We start from the raw sequence: 24,646 nt of genomic DNA on the forward strand, positions 1-24,646 counted from the left end.
GTAAAAGTGAGTAAATGATCAGCAATTTTTAACACTAAAAATAAAAAATGCCAATGGGGTATTTAACCAACATTGGCATTTAATGCATTTTAAACTTATTACTTATGCTTATTTGCAGCAGGCACAGAGGCTTGTTTTAATTCGATAGCTCTGAATTTTTCAACTTGAGGAAGGGTTAAATTAATTTTATTTATTTCTTCAATTTCAACAGTCACTTCATCAAAGCTAATCCCTTCTAAGTGGCCACCTAATTTGTAATCGTTTGATACAAAGTGAAAATGCATCCCCGGAATACTAATATTGCCTAGGTAGTCTGGTGTATATAACCCCACTAAAGTACCTTTAATATTTTGCTTAGTGTACATAACTCGCGTTTTTAAATACTCCATAAGCGGCAAACTGTCGTTTTTAACTCTTTGTGCAGATGCCATTTTTAAAGAGTCAAATGTACCTGTGATTTTATAAGCATAAAAACTATTTTTAGAGCTCATAGTTGCTTTAAGTTTCTCGTCTAATAGCGCCAACGAACTCACATTTTTTAAAGTAATACGTTTCTTTGGATTAAACTTAAACATTGTCATATAAGGCGCTGCTAAATTAGATGGGGCCTTAATTAATGAGCCATCAATTTCTATTTTATAAACCACACCGTTGAGCGCAACAAGCTCTCCATCTAAATTATCGGCAGTCCCTAATCCAAATTGACCTTTTTTTAGCATTTCTGTAGGTGTAATATCGCCTGTATACACCTGATTAACTAACGCAAGCGGAAAACCATATTGTTCTATTGCATTTTCAGTTGGAGCTGCCAAAGCCGCTGAGTTAAGTGTAAATAAGGCTAAAAAGCTAACGCTGATAAAAAATAGTTTCATGCTATTTCCAAAATAAAAAAGGTCGCTAAGCATTTCGCTTAACTACCAAAAAAAAGCAAATAGCGTTACTTCTGCTATTTGCTAGACGGGAAGTCGTTTTAATAAATTACAAAAAGTAATTTATAGCTCAGTTACAAAGCTCATATATTGCTCGAGGTCGCCTACTACCGCTTTATGCATTAATTTGCCAGTTTGAATTGCGTATGGTTGATTAAAGTGAATATCCCACACGTCTGATTCTTTGCGCCAATGCTCATACACAGCCAACGTGTCGTCTTGTCCTTCAATAGTGTACAAATCAAATATAAGATTGCCCTCTTCTTGACTACGCGTTTGTGTAATATGAGTTTCAAATTGAGTTAAAAGCTGTGCTCTATACTGCAATTTAATTTTGAATATAAAGAAGATAATAAATATATCGTCTTGTGAATTTGGCGTTTTAAGATTGCGCTCATGCAAAGGTGCAGGCGTTGTATCTTTTAAGTTCATAGCTTCTGGCGCAGACACGCTAATATTAGGCAATGCTTGCAATAGAGCTTGCGTATAAGGCTGTGCACCGTGGTAATTAACCGCGTTTTGGTTTTCAAAACGTTCGTAGGCAAAAAATACTCCTGGTGCATTTTTATCCTGATATAAGCGCATTTCTAGTAATCCAGTTTCGGCTTTCCCGCCTTGCTTGTCATCTTCAAGCAGCGTTTTGAATTGATTGATATATTCGTCTTTAATATTAAATTTAACTATTTGCGTGATCATAATTAACTCCAAAGAGATTAGCGCTGCATCAGTTAAGCCAATGCAGTAAGTAAAAATTAAACTTCAGTTAAAATTTCTGAATACTCTAAACGCGACTTTGGAAGAGTGGCATTAAAGTCATTTTTATCATCGCTATATCCCAAAGGCACAACAACTAAGCTTGAATAACCCTTTTCGCGTAAACCAAATTCTTCATCAAGTACGCTAACTTCAATTCCTTCCATTGGCGTTGCATCAATTCCTAAGGTAGATACACCCAATAAAAATGCGCCAAGGTTTAAATAAACTTGCTTATCCATCCAATGCTGTACGTCTTTAAAATCTTGTTTGTGCAAGTTAATAAACATATTACGGCCACCATGCATACGCTCTTTAAACACGACTGGGTCTGCTACAAAACGGCCATCTTTTTCTTCTTGCTTTAAAACACGTAATAAATAGTCTTGTTCAATATCTAATTTACTAGCAAACACGAGTACATGTGATGCATCTAAAATTGATTTTTTGTTAAATGGAAATAAGCGCTCTGTTGATTTAGCTATTTTAGCTTTAGCTTCGTCACTAGACGCTAATATAAAATGCCAAGGTTGTGAGTTAACACTTGAAGGGCTGAATCTAAGTAACTCTTTAATTTTTTCAATATTGTCAGCAGAGATCTTTTTAGTTGGATTGTACGCTTTAGCTGACTGTCTATTTTTTGCGTAATGAGTAATATCTTGAGTCATAAACTTTCCCTATCTTGGGTTGAAAACACATAAGCAAAGGTACTTGCTTTTCGGTGAGGTAATTGTGCAAAAAATACGACAATAGAAAAAGAGAGAAACAATCCAATTAATATGGAACATTTTATCCATAATGACGTTGAATAAATTACAGATACAAAAAAGCCCCGCTATAAGCGAGGCTTTTAAATAAATGGTGCCGACTAACCGAGTCAAACGGATAACTTGTACAGGCTATTGATTACAAGCCAGTTGTTTCGCTTTTAACTATGGGTATTTTTAATTCTAAAATCGAAAACAAAAAAGCCCCGCTATAAGCGAGGCTTTAAATAAATGGTGCCGACTAACCGAGTCGAACGGATAGCTTGTACAGACTACTGATTACAAGCCAGTTGTTTCGCTTTTAACTATGGGTATTTTTAATTCTAAAATCGAAAACAAAAAAGCCCCGCAATAAGCGAGGCTTTAAATAAATGGTGCCGACTAACCGAGTCGAACGGATAACTTATACAGACTACTGATTACAAGTCAGTTGCTTCAAGTTACCTAAAATAAATGGTGCCGACTAACCGAGTCGAACGGTTGACCTACTGATTACAAGTCAGTTGCTCTACCAGCTGAGCTAAGTCGGCACACAAAACTGTGTGCTAATGCACGTTCAATTTTAAAGATTGAGAACTTTTATAAAGCACTTAAAATAAAAAAACCTTGCATAAGCAAGGCTTTTCAATAAATGGTGCCTCGACGCGGAATCGAACCACGGACACGAGGATTTTCAATCCTCTGCTCTACCGACTGAGCTATCGAGGCACATAAACTGTGCTAATTAATTGTGATACTTTACAATTAACTTAAATAAATGGTGCCGACTAACCGAGTCGAACGGTTGACCTACTGATTACAAGTCAGTTGCTCTACCAGCTGAGCTAAGTCGGCACACAAAACTGTGTGCTAAGGCACGTTCAATTTTAAAGATTGAGAACTTAAAGTAAATGGTGCCTCGACGCGGAATCGAACCACGGACACGAGGATTTTCAATCCTCTGCTCTACCGACTGAGCTATCGAGGCACATAAACTGTGCTAGTTACCGATTAATAAAATTAACCTTTAACTTAATAAATGGTGCCGACTAACTGAGTCGACGGGTAATTTGAACAGACTACTGATTACAGCTTTCTTTTCAAACTACTTTAAATAAATGGTGCCGACTAACCGAGTCGAACGGTTGACCTACTGATTACAAGTCAGTTGCTCTACCAGCTGAGCTAAGTCGGCACACAAAACTATGTGCTAAGGCACGCGTAATAATGTTTAAATTGTTGATTAAACACCACTACTTTAATAAATGGTGCCTCGACCCGGAATCGAACCAGGGACACGAGGATTTTCAATCCTCTGCTCTACCAACTGAGCTATCGAGGCACTTAAACAGTGCTAATTAAAAATCTAAAGGATTTTTAATGCAATTCCCACTCATCTCTACCGACTGAGCTATCTGGGCGTGCGGCGTATTAAACGAGTTTTGCCCTTACAAGTCAACTTTTTTTTTATTCTTTATAACTGTTTGAACGGTTTTCAGACAACTCAGCACATTTTTTATTAATAACGTTCATTTTTACCACAAATCGGACTATAACTATAAATAAATATAACTAAATCAGACTAAAACCGTAGTGAATTATTTTTTGTAAATGTTACGATTAACTTAGATACGTACGATAGGGACTTATCGTAGTAAAAACACATCAATTGGAAACAATCAATGCAGAGTAAATTCTCATCGCCAGTAAAAGGCTTACTGCCACTTTTTTTAATCATTAATATTGCTGTAACAGCGCTCGCTATTGTTGCCCACTCATTTTATACACAAACTGAAGTTAAGACAGCCCAACCTGCATCATCTGTTAATATCGTAACGCTTGCCGATAGATTAGACTTACCTATGGTCGATGCATTAACTATGTATGGTCAAGGTAAAGTAAAACAGTTACTTGATTTAACGGCTTTATTAGATGATAACTTTGAATATACTTTATATCGTTTCAATCCAGCATCTGCCACTCAGTTGGTGTATAGCAGCAGTAAGCCTGCTATAGCCTCTATTGAAGCAGAAAAGCATTTAGTAGAGCAAGGCATTCTTCACCACTTACTATTGTTAAACGATCAACCCATTGGTGAGCTTATTATTAAGCAAAACCTACCACCCACTCCTTTGAGCGCTCAAGATTCTCAAGTCATTGCTTATATTATTGCGATAGCAAGTGTTGCTACATTATTCATACTTACTTTAATGTTTAATATGTACATTAATACGCGCTTGCGTAAAAGTACTGACACTCTTACTCAAGAGTTACAGACAATCACTGAAGATGCTAATTACAATAGTAATGTTGATGAACAACTTGATATTGGTTTAGGTGTAGTAGCAAAAAACATCAACTTATTGCTACAAAAAGTACAAACTGCAATGAGCGAGAATGACGCAGCCCAAAAAGAGCTTTATAAATTACAAAATGGTCTAGAGGCCGAAGTACAAAATCGTACTTTAGCGCTTGAGCAAGCAACACTAAAAGCAGAGCGAGCAAGCGAGACTAAAACAACGTTTTTAGCAACCATGAGTCATGAGATTAGAACGCCAATGAATGGTGTTATAGGTACTATTGATTTACTTCGCCAAACCGAACTTGATGGCGCTCAGCATCGCTTAAGTACGATTATTCGTGAATCAGCGTTCTCGTTATTGAGTATTTTGGATGATATTTTAGATTTCTCTAAAATTGAGGCTGGAAAGCTAAATATTGACCCTATCCCCTTTTCAGTAACCGATACCATAGAAGAAGTTGCTCGTGTGCTTTCATCTGTTGCTAAAAAACGTGAGCTTGATTTAGAGCTAGCAATAGCACCAGATATTCCTATAAATCTTACCGGTGATAGCGTACGTGTACGTCAGGTTCTTTATAACCTGTGTAGCAACGCAATTAAATTTACGAGCACTGATGATAAAACACAAGGGCATGTGAAAATATCAGTAGAGGTGGTGCATAACACAACTGATCACTTTACCTTACGCTTTTGCGTAACTGATAACGGTAAAGGCATGTCGCAGGCACAACTACGCGAAATATTTAACCCGTTTATTCAAGCCGAAAATTCGATTACCCGAGAATATGGAGGGACAGGTTTAGGTCTTTCTATTTGTAAAAGCTTAACTGAGCTTATGCTAGGTACTATTCATGTAACTAGCCATACAGGAATTGGCAGTGAGTTTACTGTTGAACTGCCATTTAGCACATCGGGTAGAATTAAGTACGCACACAAAGGTGCATTAAATGGTAAGCAAATTGTTGTAGTTAGTAATCACCTAGAACGTGAAAAAACAATGTACCGTTATTTATCGTTTATGGGCGCTAAAATAGTTTATGCACACACAGAAGAAGAAATTGAAGAGCACCAACATTCGCAAGATATTATTTGGGTGGCTGATGGCATAGACAATATGGATAGAACAAACGCGCTGCTAAGACGCTTATTTTATTCATTAGAGGATTATAACCAACAAGTTGTTGTACTAAGCAAGCTTGATGAAGCGGCTATAAATCATAATAATATTTTTTATATTAATGCCTCTCCTCTATGTAAGTCTAACTTTATGCTGTCTATTTTAGTCGCAGCAGGTTTGCACACACCTAAACAAATTAAAAAAACCAAAACACTTAATAATTATTTAAATGTTGAGCAAGCTCGTCAATCAAACAAATTGGTTTTACTTGTTGAAGATAACCTTCTAAACCAACAAGTGCTAACCGATCAATTACACATACTAGGTTTTGGCGTTGAGATAGCAAACAACGGTGAAGAAGGCTTAGATATGTGGAGAAAAGGTGATTACTCACTTATTTTAACCGACTTACACATGCCTAAAATGTCGGGTTACGATATGGTCGAAAAAATCCGTAACGAAGCAGAGTTATTAGAATCAATTGATGCGCAGCCTTACATTATTGCTGTAACAGCAAACGCACTTAAAGGCGAAAAAGAGCGTTGTTTAGCCGTAGGTATAAACGACTTCATTACCAAACCTATAGAGCTAAACGCGTTAGAGGACACTTTAAAACGCTGGAGCGATAAGCAAAGCCAAAACCCAAATGTAGTTATCCATCAAACCATGGCGCTACCTATTGATATGGAAGCAGTTGCTAAATATGTAAATGGTGACGAAGCTAAACAGTTACGCTTTTTCAAAATGTATTTAGAACAAAGCCAAGGGCTAATTAAGGGGATTAATTCAGGCGTTATGGTTAACGATTTAGATGAGATTATTGAAGGGTGTCATCAATTAAAATCGATCTCCAAAACAATTGGTGCCCTAACGGTGGCAGAACTTTCAAGTGCATTTGAAGATAAATGTAAAAAAGGTGAACTCACTACCGATGAATTAATAGACTTAAGAGATAAGTTAGAAATTGAATACTCTAAGGCAGCTCAATTTTTAAAAGAACAAATTAAAATCTCTGAGCAAGAAGATGAGTTAAGTGATTAAATAACCGCACACAAAAAAGGGCTATTTAGCCCTTTTTTATGTTTAAAATATTATTTTTCAGGCGGTCGATAACCTTCAATTTCCACATCTTTATTTTCAAACAAAAAGCCAACCATTTGCTCTTCTAAAAATGTGCGGTGCTCTGGGTCCATCATATTTAAATGCTTTTCGTTAATAAGCATTGTTTGCTTATGCTGCCACTGACCCCACGCTTCTTTAGAGATGTTATTAAAAATCTTTTCACCAATTTCACCAGGGTATAACTGAAAGCCAAGCCCTTCGGCTTCTTTTTGTAACTTTTGACAAAATACTGTACGTGCCATGATTGATTCTCTCTAACGCTAAATATGGGACTATTCTATACTATTGCTGTAATTTGTTTAACCAACTTTTTAGTTGGCGCTGCTAGGCCAACCTCTATTGATTGATCAAGCGGATACCACACTAATTGTTTGTCATTTACTACATCAGGAATTTTCTTAACATTGAGTACATGCGGATTAATCTTCAGCTCAAAATGTGAAAACACATGAATAAATTCTTCAAGCTCTACTAAGTCGGCTTCTAATCCTTGCTGAGCTAAAAACGTTTGAAGCTCCTCGTACTCATTAAATTCAAAAAAGCCAAACAGTCCTCCCCAAATACCGCTGTTAGGGCGTTTTTCCATAAGCACTTTATCGCCGCACTGAACAATTAACTGATGACAACTCTTCTTTGGTACTGCTTTTTTAGGTTTAGAATGTGGAAACTCTTTTACTTTACCTGCATTAAAGGCACCACAACCTGAATTTAATGGGCAAGCCTCGCAATCAAAGCGACTGCGTGAGCAAACACTCGCTCCTAAATCCATCATAGCTTGATTAAATTCGGTGACATTATTTTTAGGTGTTAATTGCTCTGATAAATGCCAAAGCTGGTTTTCGACTTTTTTAACACCGTACCAACCTTCTATCATAAAGTAGCGCGCTAAGACTCGCTTAACATTCCCATCTAAAATTGGATGATGCTGCCCAAGCGACAATGATAAAACAGCCCCGGCAGTAGAGCGCCCTATTCCCGGTAAATCCATTACTTCATCAAGCGTTTGCGGAAATTCGCCTTGGTACTTGTCACGTACTATTTTAGCTGTTTTGTGTAAGTTACGCGCACGAGCGTAATACCCTAAGCCGGTCCAGTGATGCAGTACTAAATCTTCATCAGCATCAGCTAAAGCAATAATATCTGGAAAGCTTTGCATAAATTTTTCAAAATATGGGATAACAGTAATAACTTGAGTTTGCTGGAGCATCACCTCAGACACCCACACTTTATAAGGTGTTTTACCCAACTGCCATGGAAGTGTTTTACGCCCATGAAGGTGATACCAATCAACGACTTGATTAGAAAACGAATTAGACTGTTCTTTATTTAAATCCAACATATTGTACTTTTACTGATGCTCAATGGCGGCTCAGTCTATTGTAGTTAATAAAAAGATCAAGCTATAGGGCGTGTAAAACCAGCTAATACTTGTGATTGCGGGCTCGGTCAGGGATAATATGCAACCATTTTTAAACACATTGTTTTTGTCAGGCCAATAATATGAGTGAATCAAGCAACACTAACCTTGAGCAAGCTAAGCAAGAAGGTAAATACATCCGCACCATTCGCAGTTTTGTAAAACGCGAAGGTCGATTAACCAAAGGCCAAGCCGCTGCAATCGAAAAATGCTGGCCAACAATGGGCCTAGAGCATAAAAACGGTATGCTTGATTTGAGCGAAGTTTTTGGCAATAACAACGATGTAGTAGTAGAAATTGGTTTTGGTATGGGTAAATCGCTTGTCGAAATGGCAACAAATGCCCCTCACCTAAACTTTATTGGTATTGAAGTACACCGCCCAGGCGTTGGTGCTTGTTTAATGGATGCCGATGAAGCAGGCATTACTAACTTACGTGTTTTTGAACACGATGCAGTTGAAGTACTTGCAGATTGTATACCTAATGAAAGCTTAACAACTCTACAATTGTTTTTCCCTGATCCTTGGCATAAAAAGCGCCATCACAAACGCCGTATTGTACAAACTGAGTTTGTTGAAAAACTAAGAGCCCAACTTAAAATGGGTGGCGTTTTTCATATGGCAACAGATTGGGAAAACTATGCAGAGCATATGCTTGAAGTAATGAATGTAGCTCCTGGTTTTAAAAACCAATCAGAAACTAACGATTATGTTCCACGTCCAGATTTGCGCCCGCTTACTAAGTTTGAGCAGCGCGGACATCGCCTAGGTCATGGCGTGTGGGATTTAATGTTTGAACGTACTGAGTAATTTGTAACTTTAAGCACTCACTTTTATTTTTGATAAAACTAAACATACTGTAAGGCAAAGCCATTTATGAGCGTACTAACCAACCCAAGTTTACTGTTACTTCGTAATAGCGAGGCATTAACGGGCAAATCTATCTTGGTGGTCAACTTTGTTCAAGATGGCTTTTTAACAGAGCTTAAAAAGCTTAACCCGCAAAGCAAGGTAACTGCATTTAGCTACAACCATGCTAACGGTGAGTTTGCTAAAAACAGCAAAGACATTGAAATCCACGTAAATCACACAATACCTGGTAACGGCTATGATTTAGTTATTCTTTACTATCCTAAATCAAAACCAGAGTTATTAATGGCGCTTGATAATATTCGAGCTGCTATTACTGATGATGCCGAGCTATTAGTGGTAGGTGAAAATAAAAGTGGTGTTAAATCAATTGAAAAGCAATTAGTTGGCAAAGCAGAGTTTAGTAACAAAATTGATTCAGCTAAGCACTGCGTTCTTTACTCATTTGCTGAGATTACCCAGCACCCTAATTTTGATATTACGACCTACCATAAAAAGTTTGTTGTTAATGTTGCTGACACCGAGTTTACAGCTATTAGTGTCCCTGGGGTGTTTAATCACGGTAGTTTAGATATGGGAACGAAAGTTCTACTCGAAAACGCACCGACAATTAAGCAAGGTAGAGTTCTCGACTTTGGTTGTGGCGCAGGTTTAATAGCAACCTTTTTAGGGCTGCATAATCCAGCACTTGAGTTTGTGTGTAGTGATGTAAGTGCACTGGCAACTTACGCAACACAGCAAACCCTAAAGCTTAACAGCATCAAAGGCGAAGCGATATTAAGTGACGGCCTTAAAAGCATTACCGGTAAGTTTGATTTAATTATTAGCAATCCACCTTTTCATACGGGTATTGCAACCGACTACACAGTAGCAGAGACATTTTTAGCAAATGCAAAACAGCATTTAACTAAAGCAGGAAAGCTGAATATTGTAGCTAACAGCTTTCTAAAGTACCCGCCTATTTTAGAAACGCAATTTGAAAGCTACCAAACTGTATTTAAAAATAACAAGTTTGCCGTATATAGCAGCTAATATTATTTTTTAAAATGCTTGAGTCCAACTGTACTCAAGCTAACCTTCGTATAAATATAAGAATTAATTTAGCTTTTTTCCTTCATTTTCTCCTGTCTTTGCTAAACTAAAATTCTAAATAATTAAAATTAACTCAGGCGATAATGAAATAATGCCTAAAAAAGTTCATCAAAGTAGCATTCGTAAAGCGCTCATTAACTTAATTATGCTTATTACAGCTATTTGCTTGTCGCTATCTATTTCGATCTCTACGTATTTAAGCGTAAAAGAGCAAAAGCAATTAATCATTAATAAACTCGTCATACTTTCTGAAATTGTAGCTTTTGATGCTGGTAAATCAGTAGCTGAAGATGATAGAAAAACAGAAGAAAAACGCCTCAAGTCATTTGAAAACATCCCTCTTGTCAAAAACATACATATTTATTCAATAGAAAAAGCATCAAAAAAACCTGTTTTTTTTATTAGTTTCAATGCAAAAAAAACGCCTCCAGTACCGCTAAGAATAGACAGTGTTGATGAACTAAAAACACCACGAATTACGAGCGATAATATTGAACTAACCCGCCCTATTTACGATAACGAACAGTTGGTCGGTTATGTATACATGCGAGGAAGTCTGGAAAGTTTAGAAACTTATATTGAAAGGAAAATATTAATAGATGTGCTATTAACGCTATTAATTTTGGTAGTTGTTTACTTTATTGCTATAAAAGTTCAAAGACGTATAGCTAAGCCAATAGAACAGCTAAGCATGCTATTGCAGGATGTATCTAAAAATCATAACTATGATGCACGCGCGCCAGGAACCGATGTAAAAGAAATAACCGCTCTTTCAAATAGTTTAAATATCATGCTTGCACGTACCAAAAAGCAGCTTGAGCGCCACGAAAAAGATAAACAAGAAATAAAACAGCTCAACCAAAGTCTTGAAGAAAAAGTAAGTCAACGAACTATTGCTCTCAGAGAGGCAAATCAAGAGCTATTATCAACCCTTGAGCGAATGCACCAGTATCAAACACAAATTGTTGAAAACGAAAAAATGGCGTCTTTAGGGCAAATGGTGGCAGGTGTTGCCCATGAAGTGAATACACCAATAGGGCTTGGTATTACAGGTTCTACATTACTACGAGATAAGCTAGCAGATATACAACAAAGCTTTAATGATAAAAAACTAACCTCTAACCACTTAAAACGATTTATAGATGAAGGTATTGAAAACTTAGACTTAATTTATCGTAACTTAAATCGTGCCGCTGACCTTATTTCTAATTTTAAAAAAGTCGCCGTTATTCAAGACGACGGTGTTAATACCTACATTAATGTGCATAAATTAATTAGCGATGTTTTAATATCAATACAATCTGAACTACTGCCTAAAAAGCCTGTCGTTATCATTAACTGCCCGATCGATTTGGCCATTCATAGTAAGTCCGAACCTCTACAGCAGGTGTTTCAGCAGTTACTTATGAACTCTGTAATCCATGGATTTATAGGTAAAGAAAATAATGAAATTCGCTTTGATGTAGAACTGGTAGGGAAAAAATTAACAATCGTTTATTCTGACAATGGTCAAGGCGTTGATAAAAATATTAAAAATAGAATTTTTGACCCTTTTGTAACTTCAAAGCGAGGACAAGGCGCAAGCGGCCTAGGGATGCACTTAGTATACAACTTAGTAACACAGGCTCTCGGCGGAAGAGTTATGTTTGATCTTGAAGAAAAACACGGTGCTCGCTTTATAATTACTATTCCTTAAATAAAGATCACTAAAAAGTACATATATTTAAAATTTATCCTTGAATTCGCATTTAATGACCTCATTAATGAGGCATGTGATAAGCGTGTAATACTATTTAATTACATTAAATAAATATTACTAAGCGATTTATGAACTTTTTTATCTTTGCTGTATCACATACATTGATGAAAGGTTAGAAAGTGATATAGTTTTGCTTTGAATTAGTCTGATTATTTTAAGTACCTTGTTTGATTGAATGATGTATCAATTATTAAAGGAAAATGGCTTCGACTTTATGATTCAAATAGCTACATCCACGTATATATCAATTAAACAGTAGTTTTTGCACGGCCCTTTTTAGTAGACTTTGGACACCCTACTGTTTTATTTTTATCCAATTTGTTTTTTCCTTGTTAACAAATGGGTATAATCCTATAATCTCTAGTAATCGGTTATAAATTCGTCACCGGTTTTTTATAAATAAAATATTCCAAAAGGTTAATTAATAATGCAAACGCCAGTCATTCTAATCGTAGAAGATGAAGACGTAACTCGACTGAACCTAGTTAGTTTATTTGAAGCTGAAGGGTACAAAGTTATTGAAGCCATTGATGGCGATGATATGCATGACAAGCTTACAAATAACGATGACGTTAATCTTGTAGTTATGGATATCAACCTTCCTGGTAAAAACGGTCTTATTTTAGCCCGTGAATTACGCCAAAAGCGTAAAGTGGGCCTTATATTCCTAACAGGTCGTGACAATGATGTTGACCGTATTTTAGGTCTTGAAATTGGCGCAGATGACTACGTTACTAAGCCATTCAACCCACGTGAATTAACTATTAGAGCTCGCAACCTTATTACTCGTACTGCTTTAGGCGGTGAAGAGTCAGCACTAGAAACAAATGGTGTTATTACATTTAACGGCTGGGAACTTGATGAAAATAGCCGTTGTCTTACTTCTCCAAATGGCGACGCTAAGCGTTTACCAAAAGGTGAGTACAGAGCACTTCGTTTAATGCTTGATTCTCCAGGTCGTATCTTTAGCCGTGAGCAATTAATTAAACACATGACAGGACGTGAGCTTCGTGCAAATGACCGTACTGTTGATGTTACTATTCGTCGAATTCGTAAGCATTTTGAAAGTGATAACTCAACGTCAGAGTTAATCAGCACCATCCATGGTGAAGGTTACCGTTTCATTGGTAAAATTGACGCTTAATTAGAGCTAATTAGTTTCACTCTAATTGCTGTAAAAATAAATGAAGGGCTTTTTGTCCTTCATTTATTTTATCTGCTAGAACATCTAACCACTTCTTTAATACTTCATCAGATTCATCTATTGCACCATGCTCCATTACTTTGGCATGAAGCTGCACATCATTAAGACCTACTGAGCCAGCCGCACCTTTAAGTTTATGTGCCACTGATTCATATTCTTCTCTATCACCGGCAGTTAATGAAGTAAGTAATTCTTGCTGATATTGTGGACTTAGCTTTTCGAATAACTGACTACTGCGCCTAAATACGACCAAACCCATTGAATTTACAAAGTCTTCTATTGTTTCAATATCTAATAGGTGTGCATCAATACCTTCAAGTGCTTCTTCACTCACTTTAAGTTGTGGTTCTGAGCATTCACTTTGCTTAATGCCAAATAAGTCAGCCAGCATTTTATCAAGCTTAACTGTGTTAATTGGTTTAGCCAACGCACCTTGTATTGATATACCCTCAAGCTCTTTTTCAGCACTACGTACATTAGCTGTTAAAGCAACTATTGGTAATTTATCAAAATGGCTATCTGAACGTATTTGCTTAGCAACCACGTCACCGTTTATATCTGGTAACTGCATATCAAGTAGAACTAAGTCGAGATCATCTTCGGTTTCAACAAACGAAAGTGCATCCTCACCGGTTTCAGCCCATAAAACTTCATGGCCGCGTTGCTCTAATAAGTTTGTAGCAATTTCGGCGTTAAGAGGCACATCTTCCACTAGTAAAATATACAAGCCTCGGCCAACATAACTTTGCTCTGTAGGTGCAATACATAAACTAAGCGGTATTTGCACTGTAAAACAACTTCCTTCACCTTCAGTACTATTGACTGTGATTATCCCTTTCATTGCACTTACAAGTGCCTTGGTTACAGCTAAACCAATACCTGAGCCTATCGCGTTAGTCCCTTTTAAATCCGGTGCTTTGTAATACATATCAAATATATGGGCAAGCTGCTCGGGTGGAATACCTTGACCAGTATCCGATACCTTAATAACTAACCATGGGCCTTCTACACGATTTTCTCGGCTACATTCGAGTGTTACTTTTCCTTGTTGAGTAAACTTAACTGCGTTGTTAATTAAGTTCCAAACAACTTGGCGTAGTCGAGTTGGATCGAGCTGCGCATAAATATCCAGCATGCCATTGCGCTTAATATCAAATTCAAGTTCTTTCTGCTCTGCTATTAAACCCGCAAAGTTAACTACATCGTTTATAAAGTCTGACACATTTATAGAGTTGGTTGCTATATCGAGCTGATCTCTATCTATTTTATCTAAATCAATAATATCGTTAAAAATATTACCGAGTGTTTCAGCACTCGAAAAAATAGTATTGCCCCAACTACGCTGTTGCTTATTAAGCTCTGTATCTAATAGCATACGCGTTAAACCAACAATACCATTCAATGGTGTACGTAGTTCATGGCTCAGCGTAGCAATAAACTTACCTTTGTCTTTATAGGCAGTTTCAAGTGCTTGAGCTGCTTCTTTACGGCTAGTGATATCACGACCAAAACCCAATAAACCAATGTAGTCACCGTCATCATTTATAAAAGGTAATTTACGCAGCTCAAACCAACGTGTTTCACCGTCCACTTCATAGCCTACATCTATAGTTAGTGCTTTATGGCTCTGCTCTACCTCTTTGTCGGTTGCCAAAACTTCAGCTAAAAAATGACTCGGAAATATTTGCTCAACCGTTTTACCAATGAGTTCGCTGCTTGATTTACCCATTACTTCTTCAAACATTTTATTACAGCCTGCAAATACACCGTTGTTATCGCGGTAATAAAATAAATCGGGAGATGAATCAACGATTGAGCGTTGCAACATGCTTTGTTGAGCAAGTTCTTGTTGAGTTTTTTTACGCTCAGCAATTTCTCGGCGCAGCTCTTCGATAGCGCGGTGCTTGGCATGAAACGCCATTTTACGCTCATCAATTTCAATATTTAAACGGCTAATGTTGTCTTTTAAGGTTTGGTTTAATAGCTTTTCTTGTTTGGTTGCACTATCTAAATAAGCATACGAGGCATCTAATTGACGAATTGAATTAAGTAATACACTTATAATTAAAGGAGAAACTACAGCAGTAAAAAACACCACAGCCAAAATATCAACAAGGTTCAATTCGCCTATCGCAACATAATAAAACATGCTCGATAAAATAAGAGATACAGTTAAAAATAAAGTGTAACAAATAGCTGCTGTTTTAAATTCACCAAATCGCGTTATTAAGCTGGAAAGTACCCGAGCCCAAGGGCTCAAAGAATAATCGGTCATACGTAATTTTATCTCTTAGCTGTGTACTTATATATAAAGAAGGCAATGCGTATGCGCAAACATACCATTTTTCCAGATTTTAGCATTTTTATCCTACCACTACCCATGTTGTGCGATAAAAACAGAATTTTTCATGTTTGATTTTGCTTCTCTCCTCAACTCATCATTTCAGCAATAAATTATTTAGTGTAAAATGCCCCGCTTTATTATCTCCAAATACGAGTAGCGCACATGCAAACCAATATGCCAGATATAGCAGACACAGCACCCGCTTTACAAACAGGTAAATTAGACTGGGTTGGCATGGGCGAAATTGAACTGCCATTTATTTTTGAATCGCGAGACTTATCACCGGTAACGGTAAATGCTAAAGCCCGTGCATTTGTTAATTTGCATAAAGAAGATGCCAAAGGCATTCATATGTCACGCCTATTTTTGGCACTTGACCTGCTTTCAACTGAGCAGCAAGTCAACCCGCAAACAATAGCGCAAGCACTCGATACCTTTATAACCAGCCACGAAGGGCTAAGCGATAAAGCACAAATTGAATTTAAATTTGAATTACCGCTACGCCGTAAATCACTATTAAGTGGTAAAGCGGGCTGGAAAAGCTACCCAGTTGTACTTACCAGTACAATTGAAAATAACATTATTAGCTACGAGCTAATCGTAGATGTTACCTATTCTTCAACGTGCCCATGCTCTGCGGCACTTGCGCGCCAGCTTATACAAAACGCGTTTACCGAAAAGTTTAACCAAGAAACCTTAAGCCAAAAAGATGTCCACGAGTGGCTAGGCACTACACAAGGTATTGTAGCGACACCTCACTCGCAGCGCTCTATTGCAAACGTAAAAGTAAAGCTTGATAGCAATATTCAAGAATTTGACGTTGTGACGCTAATTAATACCCTTGAAGCAGAACTTAAAACGCCTGTACAAGCGGCAGTAAAACGCGAAGACGAGCAAGAATTTGCCCGTTTAAATGGTCAAAACCTTATGTTTTGTGAAGATGCCGCACGTAAAATAAAAGCATTGCTGGAGGATGGTAATTACAGCGACTACTGGCTGCAAATAAACCATTATGAATCACTACATGCACACGATGCTGTAGCTATTGCGGTTAAAGGCATTGAAAGTGGCTACAAAGCTTAATTGCTGCGTAGTTTTACTTTTAAAACAAACGGTATTTATTTTATAACCCATACTTTTTAGGCACGTAAATTGCTTTATTTGAGCAGTGTCAATTTGTTGTTATGGAGTTACCGTATGGAATTCGCTTTATTATTAATCTTAGTGTTAGTTGTCGGGGCCTCTGTTGTTGCGTCAAAATTTAATGACGATGGCGGAAACCCGTATCCTTTTACCCGCAAGCAAACTGTTTTCACTCAGGTTGAAGGCGCTTTTTTAAATCTTCTAGAACGAGCTGTTGGCGATCAATATAAAGTTGTTAGTCGCGTTAAGTTAATTGACGTTATTGACTGTAAGCAAGGTCTTTCTGTTAAATCTAAACGTGCTGCTTTAGCTAAAGCTAAAAATAAGCAACTCGACTTTGTATTAATCGACAAAGAAAAACTTACTATTGTTGCGGCTGTTGACCTAGTTAACAATGCCAATAAAGATGGCCACAAAGCTCAACGCGACTGGTTTGTAAACGGTGCATTAGAGTCTGCGGGTATTCCACATATTCGTATGAAAGTTAAATCGGGCTACCGTCCTTCTGAAGTACGCGATGCAATTATGTTTAAACTTGGTAAGCCTGCAGCAACACAAACGCAGCGCCCTGTTCGTAATCGCTCACATAAGCCAGCGGTACTTTCACCTTCTCAAGCTAAAGCACAAACAACTGCTTTAGCTGAAATTTAAAAACCAAATTAAATACTCTCCTAAAAAGTATTTAAAGCGAGCTCATAAACAAGCTCGCTTTTTTGTTTTTTATTGCTAACTTCACGTATAATCAAGTGATTCAAACTCAGGAATTAAACATTATGAATGTTGGTATTATTGGCGCAATGGAGCCAGAAGTTAAAATTTTACGTGAAGCGATGCAAAACCCAAAAATTTTAACTAAAGCAGGTTTCACTTTTTATACTGGTGAATTGGCTGGTAACACAGTAACACTTGTTCAATCTGGTATTGGTAAAGTAGCATCAACGATTGCAACCACCTTACTGATTGATAACTTCAAACCTGATTGCGTAATTAACACAGGCTCTGCCGGTGGATTCGATCCATCACTAAGTGTTGGCGACGTAGTAATTTCGTCAGAAGTACGTCACCACGATGTAGATGTTACTGCTTTTGGCTACGAAATTGGCCAAGTACCTCAAATGCCAGCAGGCTTTGTAGCTCACCCAAAATTAGTAGAAGCAGCACAACAAACAATCGAACAAATCAGTAATGTTAAAACACTTGTTGGCTTAATTTGTACTGGCGACACCTTCATGTGTGATCCGGTACGTATTGATAAAGCACGCAGTGATTTTCCTACAATGCTTGCCGTTGAAATGGAAGGCGCTTCAATTGCACAAACGTGTTTTACGCTTAACACGCCATTTGTTGTTATTCGCTCAATGTCTGATATTGCAGGTAAAGAGTCACCACAATCATTTGAAGAATACCTAGAAACAGCATCAATCAACTCATCTAAAATGGTTGTTGCACTTTTAGAAAAGCTAACTGCAGTGTCTCTTTAAATGCTTAGCAATATTGTTCAAAACCACTTGGACTTTATTGCCTTCATACTAGCGCTCCTTGCTGAGCGCTTTATTCCTCTTGTTAGCTGGTATCATCCTAATACAGCGTTAAGCGCGGTTTTTAGTGCTATTGGCAAGCGTATATACAAACGCAAAGAACCTAAAAGCTATCAATATTTAGCAGCTATACTCGCAAGCACGCTCATTTTAAGTGTTATTCTCATTATTGTCGTGTTATTGCTTGAGTTTGCTTTTTACCCTGAATTACTCGCAGGTCTTATTTTATACTTATGCTTAGAAAGTAAGAGTATTGATAAAAAAGCGCTCCGTATTGCAAAGCTAACTAAAAAAAATCAAAAATCGACGGCACGCGAATTACTAAAACCACTGCTTGCCCGTGAAGTTAATAGGCTTTCATCTTCTGGTATTATTAAAGCATTAATTGAGAGTTTAATACTGCGCACTGCTCGATACTATTTCGTAGTTATATTTATATTTTTAGCCTTTGGCCCTATTGCTGCTCTCGCCTATCGATTACTTACTTTAATACAACAAGCCTGGCGTAGTGATATATCCCCAAATAGCTACTTTTTAAAACCGCTTAAAATTCTCTTGTTTATTATTGAGTATATTCCAATGCGCTTGCTGGCTTTAACCATTGCAGCAAGTAGAGCGAGCAAACAAAGCATGCACTACATAAAGCATTACGGCAGGCACTTTTATCAAACTAATACTGGTTGGCTACTCAGTACATGTTCTGCATCACTTGGAGTACAACTAGGCGGGCCTGCGGTTTATTTGGGTACTCGCTTTAATAAAATGCGTATTGGTGCTGATAGACTACCTACCCCCGAGGATGTGCCTGTTATAATTAATAGGTTAAATCAGGCCCGTGCATTTTGGTTGTTAGTAATTGTAAGTATTGAAATATTAAAAGTGATTTAGTGACTATTTAGTGACTACCTCGTAACTATTTACAGACCCAAAATACAAGCACAAAAAAACCAGCCTAGGCTGGTTTTTTAGTTTCATACTGTATTTAAGCTACAGTGATGTTTGCAAACTTACGTTTACCTACTTGGTAAATAGCCGTTGTACCTTTCGCTACTTCAAGTTTGGTATCAGTGATTTTATCTTCACCGTTAAGTTTAACTGCACCTTGCTTAATCATGCGCATTGCTTCTGACGTACTAACTACTAAATTTGCTTCTTTAAGCAAGTTAGCAATTAAAATAGTATCTTCTGAAATAGTGATTGTCAGCTCAGGGATTTCATCTGGTAACGCTTTTTTCTGAAAACGCTGGATAAAATCATCATGTGCACCTTGTGCATCAGCTTCACTATGAAAACGAGCAATTAACTCTTTAGCTAGTTCTATTTTAATATCGCGCGGGTTAGTACCTTGCTCAACACGCTCTTTTTGAGCTGCAATTTCTTCAATAGAAAGCGCGCTTAATAAATCGTAATAACGCCACATTAGCACATCACTAATTGACATTATTTTACCAAACATATCGTTTGGCGCATCAGTAATACCAATGTAATTACCAAGTGACTTAGACATTTTTTGAACGCCGTCAGTACCTTCAAGTAATGGCATCATTAATACTGTTTGCGGCCTTTGGCCTTCAACTTTCTGTAGCTCACGACCCATTAGTAAGTTAAAGCGCTGATCAGTACCACCTAGTTCCACATCAGACTCTAGTGCAACCGAATCCCAACCTTGTACCAGAGGGTATAAAAACTCATGAATTGCAATTGGTTGACCGCTGCCATAACGCTTTTTAAAGTCATCACGTTCAAGCATGCGCGCTACAGTTTGGTTTGCAGCAAGTTTTATCATACCTGCAGCGCCTAACTTTTCCATCCAAGTAGAGTTAAATGCAACAGTGGTTTTAGCAGGGTCGAGAATTTTGAATACTTGTTCTTTATATGTTTCAGCATTGGCTAATACGTCTTCGCGAGTAAGTGGTTTACGCGTTACGTTTTTACCTGTTGGGTCGCCAATCATGCCAGTAAAGTCACCAATTAAGAAAATAACCTCATGACCTAGATCCTGAAAGGTTTTCATTTTATTAATTAGTACAGTGTGCCCTAAGTGTAAATCAGGTGCTGTAGGATCAAAGCCTGCTTTTATTTTTAGCTTTTTGCCCGACTTTAGTTTTTCAACTAGTTCGTCTTCAATTAATATTTCTTCTGCACCGCGTTTTATCTCTGCTAGAGCGGTTTGTAAATCCACTTTGTATTACTCCAAAATTCTGCCTACGAAAGGGCGACTAGTTACTTGTAATCACGGTTTTTATTAAGGTTTAAACCGAACATATATATGTAGCTAACATAACAAATTTCTATCTAATTAAAATAACTTTTTAAGTTATTAGGGCAACTAAACTAAATGAATTGAGTCTTAGTTAGATAGGACGTTAAAAAAGGCTTTCTACCCCTGATTTTAGCGTAGTTTAAATCTACAAAACACTAGTATTCGCACATTATTAAGTATATCCTGCAATATTACGTATTTATTATCTTGACAGCAGAAAAAGGCACGTTATGGTTCACGTGGTTCACACGCTCCCCAAAAAACACAAATTGCTTATTTTAGGTTTGGTTTCTGCTATTGTTGGCTTAGCCTTTCTTCCTTCTGAAAAAGCCACTGCATCCAAAGACAATAGTGCAAATGCACTAGAAATTGGTAAGCGCTATGAGTTACAAGTTAAAGTTGATGACAACGAAAAATTAACTGAGCTAAATTCAGAGCAAGCAGCAGAAAAGTTACCAGAATACGACTTTGTCGATCATAAAGTTAAAAATGGCGACAATTTAGCAATTATCTTTAAGCGTGCTGGTTTTTCAGCTCAAACGCTTCATAAACTAATTAACACTAATGCAGAGACTCGCAAGCTAACTAAAATTCATCCAGGTGAAGTACTCAGTTTTGCTACTGCTGAAGATGGCTCTTTGGCTCAACTGCGTTATGTAATTTCAAAAACAGATACTTTATTTGTTACCTTAAACGACGAAGGTAATTACGATACAGCTATCGATAGTAAAGAAATTGAAACGCTAACTAAAACCGCTGGCGGCGAAATATCTAATAACTTTTGGACTTCAGCAATTGCGGCAGGTTTAAGCGAGCGCCAAATAATGAACTTTGCTGACATATTTGGTTGGGATGTTGATTTTGCAAATGATATTCGTAAAGGCGATTTATTTGGCTTAATTTACGAGTCTCATTATGTTGATGGCGAGTTTATTGGTACCGGTAAAATTATTGCCGCTGAATTTGTAAACCAAGGTCAGCGCTTTGCAGCGATTCGCCATACCGACGGCAATTTTTATACGCCTGAAGGGCGTAGCATGAAAAAAGCATTTTTACGTGCACCTGTAAGCTTTAAGTATATTAGTTCTAGCTTTAATCCTAAGCGACTTCATCCTGTTACTGGGCAAGTTAGAGCGCACCGTGGTATCGACTTTGCAGCACGCACTGGCACACCAGTAGTCGCATCAGGTAACGGTAAGGTAGTTAAAGCGGGTTACAGCAAGTACAACGGTAACTACGTATTTATCAGCCATGGCACACAATATGTAACTAAGTACTTACACCTAAATAAGAAACTAGTTAAAACAGGCCAAAAAGTTAAACAGGGCCAACAAATTGGTACTGTAGGTTCTACTGGTCGTGTTACTGGGGCGCATTTACACTATGAGTTTTTAGTAAATGGCGTTCATCGTAATCCTAAAACCGTTAAGCTTCCTAAGTCAGAGCCATTACCTCGCTCAGAACTTGCTAAGTTTAAACCGATTGCAGATAACTTTATTGCCCAACTTGAGCGCAATCGCGAGCTACAGTTAGCACTAAAATAAAGCTTATTAATAAACATTAAAAAAGCCTTTGCAGGTTAAATCTGCAAAGGCTTTTTTGTATACGCTATAAACCATCAATTCATTAATACATAAATGAGCTGAATAACTAAAGATACCATCACTAGCGGCCAAATATATTTACTGTATTTGGTTGCGCCATCAAGCCCTATTTTACTTTGATATTTTTCAAGTAATGGAATGAGTATCGCCAGCGCGACAAACAATCCAATTAAAATAACGAATATATTCATATTAGCGCCCTACTTATGGTAGCTCATGCCCTTTAGCGCTGACATAAAGTGCATACCAATGCTCACGAGTTAGCTCTACGTTGACAGCATCACAAGAGGCTTTAATACGCTTGGCATTAGTTGTTCCAATAATAGGCTGAATAGATGCGGGATGGCGAAGTAACCATGCAATTACAATCGCCTCAGCAGAAGTATCATAAAGTGCAGCCAGTTTATTAACTAAAAGACTGGTGTTTATATCGGCCTGCGATGCGTTTGATAAATCACTACCACTGTATAAACCTTGGCATAAACTGCCCCAGCTTTGAATTTGAATTTCAAAATGGCGACAGTACTCAATACTACCTGGTGTAAAATTAAGATCTTTACCGTCACTGTTACCGGCATATACACCTTCATCAACAAACTGATGCTTTTGCAAACTAGCCTCAATTTGATTAGCCACAATAGGCATATCAAGTGCGTGCTGTAAAAAATTCATTTGGTGTTGCTGCATATTAGATACTGCAAAATTGCGCACTTTACCGCTTTCTTTTAAGTAACTAAATATACGAGCAATTTCGTTAACTTCCATGAGAGGATCAGGACGATGTAGCATAAGTACGTCTAAATACTCTGTATTTAATCGCTTCAAGGATGCTTCAACTGATTGCTCAATCCACTTAGCCGAAAAATCATAGCGCTTTGGTCCTAAGTCATCTTCAAAACGAATCCCACACTTAGATTGAATATACATGTGCTCTCTAAGCTCTGGTCGCTCACTTAATGCTTTACCAAAAACCTGCTCAGCTTTACCAAAAGTATAAATATCAGCATGGTCAAAAAAGTTAATGCCACCTTCAATAGCATTATCTATACATTCATGAGTTTGCTTAACATGTGCATCAGTAATTGCGTCTTTATTCCAACCGCCGCCCAGACCCATGCATCCGAATACAAGTTTACTAACATGAGGTAAGTGCTTTGCTAAAGGTGTGTGAAGCATGATAACTATCCTTAAAATTTTGAAGAGCTGTTACTGTAAACAAAAAGCGCTGAACAAGAAACCATTTAGCGGCGAAGAAATTAAGAACAAAAAAAAGCGCAGTAAACTGCGCTAATCGGTTGGATTAAAATTAATTTAACCAACAAGTGCTAATAAAATACCCGCAGCAACTGCACTACCAAGAACGCCCGCAACATTTGGTCCCATTGCATGCATAAGTAAAAAGTTATGAGGATTACTTTCAAGGCCTACTTTGTTTACTACTCGTGCCGCCATTGGCACAGCCGATACACCTGCCGCCCCTATTAATGGGTTTATAGGTGTTTTAGATATGCGATTAAGTCCTTTTGCCATAAATACGCCAGATGCCGTACCAATTGCAAACGCGAGTGCGCCAAGTACTAAAATACCAATCGTCTCAACAGTTAAAAACTTATCTGCAGCAAGCTTTGAGCCTACAGCTAAGCCTAAAAATATAGTTGTAACATTGATGATTTCGTTTTGAGCACTGTTACTTAATCTATCAACAACACCTGACTCTCGCATTAAGTTACCTAAACAAAACATACCTACCAGCGGTATAGCAGCCGGTAAAAACATAGCCGTTAAGCTAAGCACCATAAGAGGGAAAATAATCTTTTCCTTTTTAGATACTTTACGAAGCTCTGGCATTTTTATTTTACGTTCTTCTGGAGTTGTTAACGCACGCATTATTGGCGGCTGAATAATTGGCACAAGTGCCATGTATGAGTATGCGGCTACCGCTATTGCACCAAGTAAATCAGGTGCCAGTTTTGACGCTAAAAATATTGCAGTAGGTCCATCTGCTCCACCTATAATCGCAATAGCCGATGCATCCTGTAAAGTAAACTCAAAGCCTGGCACATAGTTTAATAATATCGCGCCAAACAGAGTCGCAAAAATACCAAACTGTGCAGCCGCACCTAATAGCAACATACGTGGATTAGCAATAAGCGCACTAAAATCGGTTAGCGCCCCTACTCCCATAAATATCAATAACGGAAAAATCCCCGTATCAATACCCACATAATAAACGTAGTACAAAAGCCCACCTGGGTCTGACAAACCTGCCACTGGTACATTTGTTAAAATCGCACCAAAACCAATAGGTAGTAATAATAGTGGTTCAAAGCCTTTAGCTATCGCTAAAAACAGTAATAAACACCCTACCGCAATCATAATTAACGATGGGATTGTAAAGTTAGCAATGCCTGTCGCATTCCAGAGGTTTAAAATACCTTCCATCC

Annotated in this window: 20 protein-coding genes and 6 tRNA genes; 10 read left to right on the plus strand and 16 right to left on the minus strand. The window is 37.6% G+C overall.

The genetic code is table 11. The features are described from left to right. Window positions 1-98 precede the first annotated feature (98 nt). From budA to L656_RS0121515, 9 genes are all read right to left on the minus strand, one after another. Complete coding sequence (gene budA, locus L656_RS0121475) at window positions 99-872, minus strand: acetolactate decarboxylase (protein WP_024600746.1); 774 nt, start codon at window positions 870-872, stop codon at window positions 99-101. A 120-nt stretch (window positions 873-992) separates the two neighbouring features. Next, window positions 993-1,625, minus strand: a complete 633-nt coding sequence (locus L656_RS0121480) for a putative quinol monooxygenase (protein WP_024600747.1) — start codon at window positions 1,623-1,625, stop codon at window positions 993-995. 56 nt (window positions 1,626-1,681) lie between these two features. Then, complete coding sequence (locus L656_RS0121485; RefSeq protein WP_024600748.1) at window positions 1,682-2,350, minus strand: oxygen-insensitive NAD(P)H-dependent nitroreductase NfsB; 669 nt, start codon at window positions 2,348-2,350, stop codon at window positions 1,682-1,684. Window positions 2,351-2,903: 553 nt separating this feature from the next. Continuing rightward, a tRNA-Thr gene (locus tag L656_RS0121490) sits at window positions 2,904-2,979 on the minus strand. A gap of 102 nt (window positions 2,980-3,081) precedes the next feature. Further along, window positions 3,082-3,157, minus strand: a tRNA-Phe gene (locus L656_RS0121495). 50 nt (window positions 3,158-3,207) lie between these two features. Continuing rightward, window positions 3,208-3,283 (minus strand) — tRNA-Thr (locus L656_RS0121500). Window positions 3,284-3,340: 57 nt separating this feature from the next. Then, window positions 3,341-3,416: transfer RNA gene (locus L656_RS0121505), tRNA-Phe, on the minus strand. Between the two features lie 131 nt (window positions 3,417-3,547). After that, window positions 3,548-3,623 (minus strand) — tRNA-Thr (locus L656_RS0121510). Window positions 3,624-3,694: 71 nt separating this feature from the next. Next, window positions 3,695-3,770: transfer RNA gene (locus L656_RS0121515), tRNA-Phe, on the minus strand. 340 nt (window positions 3,771-4,110) lie between these two features. Between L656_RS0121515 and L656_RS0121520 the strand changes: the two genes are divergently transcribed. After that, entirely contained in the window at window positions 4,111-6,888 is a 2,778-nt protein-coding gene (locus L656_RS0121520; RefSeq protein ID WP_024600749.1) for an ATP-binding protein, read from the plus strand. Window positions 6,889-6,938: 50 nt separating this feature from the next. On the opposite strand, the gene L656_RS0121525 is transcribed toward L656_RS0121520, so the two are convergent. Together L656_RS0121525 and mutY are read right to left on the minus strand one after the other, a co-directional pair. Then, window positions 6,939-7,211, minus strand: coding sequence for an oxidative damage protection protein (locus L656_RS0121525; RefSeq protein WP_024600750.1), 273 nt, complete (start codon window positions 7,209-7,211; stop codon window positions 6,939-6,941). A gap of 35 nt (window positions 7,212-7,246) precedes the next feature. Continuing rightward, the gene (gene mutY / locus L656_RS0121530) at window positions 7,247-8,308 is read right to left on the minus strand and encodes an A/G-specific adenine glycosylase (RefSeq protein WP_024600751.1); all 1,062 of its coding nucleotides are present in this window, start codon (window positions 8,306-8,308) and stop codon (window positions 7,247-7,249) included. Between the two features lie 161 nt (window positions 8,309-8,469). On the opposite strand from mutY, the gene trmB reads away from it, so the two are divergent. The 4 genes from trmB (at window position 8,470) to arcA (ending at window position 13,250) form a co-directional block, all read left to right on the plus strand. Next, window positions 8,470-9,195 (plus strand): tRNA (guanosine(46)-N7)-methyltransferase TrmB, encoded by a 726-nt coding sequence (gene trmB, locus L656_RS0121535; protein WP_024600752.1) that lies wholly within the window; start codon window positions 8,470-8,472, stop codon window positions 9,193-9,195. 66 nt (window positions 9,196-9,261) lie between these two features. Then, window positions 9,262-10,287, plus strand: a complete 1,026-nt coding sequence (locus L656_RS0121540) for a methyltransferase (RefSeq protein WP_024600753.1) — start codon at window positions 9,262-9,264, stop codon at window positions 10,285-10,287. Window positions 10,288-10,438: 151 nt separating this feature from the next. Next, on the plus strand, window positions 10,439-12,043 hold the full coding sequence (locus L656_RS0121545) for a sensor histidine kinase (protein ID WP_024600754.1): 1,605 nt from the start codon (window positions 10,439-10,441) through the stop codon (window positions 12,041-12,043). A gap of 490 nt (window positions 12,044-12,533) precedes the next feature. Further along, window positions 12,534-13,250: a two-component system response regulator ArcA gene (gene arcA / locus L656_RS0121550; RefSeq protein WP_002962549.1), complete on the plus strand. Its 717-nt coding sequence runs from the start codon at window positions 12,534-12,536 to the stop codon at window positions 13,248-13,250. 16 nt (window positions 13,251-13,266) lie between these two features. Here the strand turns inward: arcA and arcB are convergent, their stop codons facing one another. Beyond that, window positions 13,267-15,585, minus strand: a complete 2,319-nt coding sequence (arcB, locus tag L656_RS0121555; protein WP_024600755.1) for an aerobic respiration two-component sensor histidine kinase ArcB — start codon at window positions 15,583-15,585, stop codon at window positions 13,267-13,269. A gap of 231 nt (window positions 15,586-15,816) precedes the next feature. Between arcB and folE2 the strand changes: the two genes are divergently transcribed. From folE2 to L656_RS0121575, 4 genes are all read left to right on the plus strand, one after another. Beyond that, window positions 15,817-16,737: a GTP cyclohydrolase FolE2 gene (gene folE2, locus L656_RS0121560; protein WP_024600756.1), complete on the plus strand. Its 921-nt coding sequence runs from the start codon at window positions 15,817-15,819 to the stop codon at window positions 16,735-16,737. Between the two features lie 114 nt (window positions 16,738-16,851). Further along, entirely contained in the window at window positions 16,852-17,448 is a 597-nt protein-coding gene (locus L656_RS0121565; RefSeq protein WP_024600757.1) for a DUF2726 domain-containing protein, read from the plus strand. A gap of 122 nt (window positions 17,449-17,570) precedes the next feature. Then, window positions 17,571-18,278, plus strand: coding sequence for a 5'-methylthioadenosine/S-adenosylhomocysteine nucleosidase (mtnN, locus tag L656_RS0121570; RefSeq protein ID WP_024600758.1), 708 nt, complete (start codon window positions 17,571-17,573; stop codon window positions 18,276-18,278). Then, window positions 18,279-19,223 (plus strand): cobalamin biosynthesis protein CobD/CbiB, encoded by a 945-nt coding sequence (locus tag L656_RS0121575; protein WP_024600759.1) that lies wholly within the window; start codon window positions 18,279-18,281, stop codon window positions 19,221-19,223. It begins immediately after the preceding gene. Between the two features lie 94 nt (window positions 19,224-19,317). On the opposite strand, the gene tyrS is transcribed toward L656_RS0121575, so the two are convergent. After that, the gene (gene tyrS, locus L656_RS0121580) at window positions 19,318-20,517 is read right to left on the minus strand and encodes a tyrosine--tRNA ligase (protein ID WP_024600760.1); all 1,200 of its coding nucleotides are present in this window, start codon (window positions 20,515-20,517) and stop codon (window positions 19,318-19,320) included. Between the two features lie 311 nt (window positions 20,518-20,828). Between tyrS and L656_RS0121585 the strand changes: the two genes are divergently transcribed. Then, window positions 20,829-22,142, plus strand: coding sequence for a peptidoglycan DD-metalloendopeptidase family protein (locus L656_RS0121585; protein ID WP_024600761.1), 1,314 nt, complete (start codon window positions 20,829-20,831; stop codon window positions 22,140-22,142). A gap of 74 nt (window positions 22,143-22,216) precedes the next feature. On the opposite strand, the gene L656_RS1000000123310 is transcribed toward L656_RS0121585, so the two are convergent. The 3 genes from L656_RS1000000123310 to L656_RS0121605 form a co-directional block, all read right to left on the minus strand. After that, window positions 22,217-22,393 (minus strand): hypothetical protein, encoded by a 177-nt coding sequence (locus tag L656_RS1000000123310; RefSeq protein WP_170072950.1) that lies wholly within the window; start codon window positions 22,391-22,393, stop codon window positions 22,217-22,219. 13 nt (window positions 22,394-22,406) lie between these two features. Then, window positions 22,407-23,378, minus strand: a complete 972-nt coding sequence (locus tag L656_RS0121595) for an aldo/keto reductase (protein ID WP_024600762.1) — start codon at window positions 23,376-23,378, stop codon at window positions 22,407-22,409. Window positions 23,379-23,513: 135 nt separating this feature from the next. After that, entirely contained in the window at window positions 23,514-24,644 is a 1,131-nt protein-coding gene (locus L656_RS0121605; RefSeq protein ID WP_002961942.1) for a sodium ion-translocating decarboxylase subunit beta, read from the minus strand. Window positions 24,645-24,646 lie beyond the last annotated feature (2 nt).

It is taken from the genome of Pseudoalteromonas sp. TAE56 (genome assembly GCF_000497955.1).
Lineage (GTDB): Bacteria > Pseudomonadota > Gammaproteobacteria > Enterobacterales > Alteromonadaceae > Pseudoalteromonas.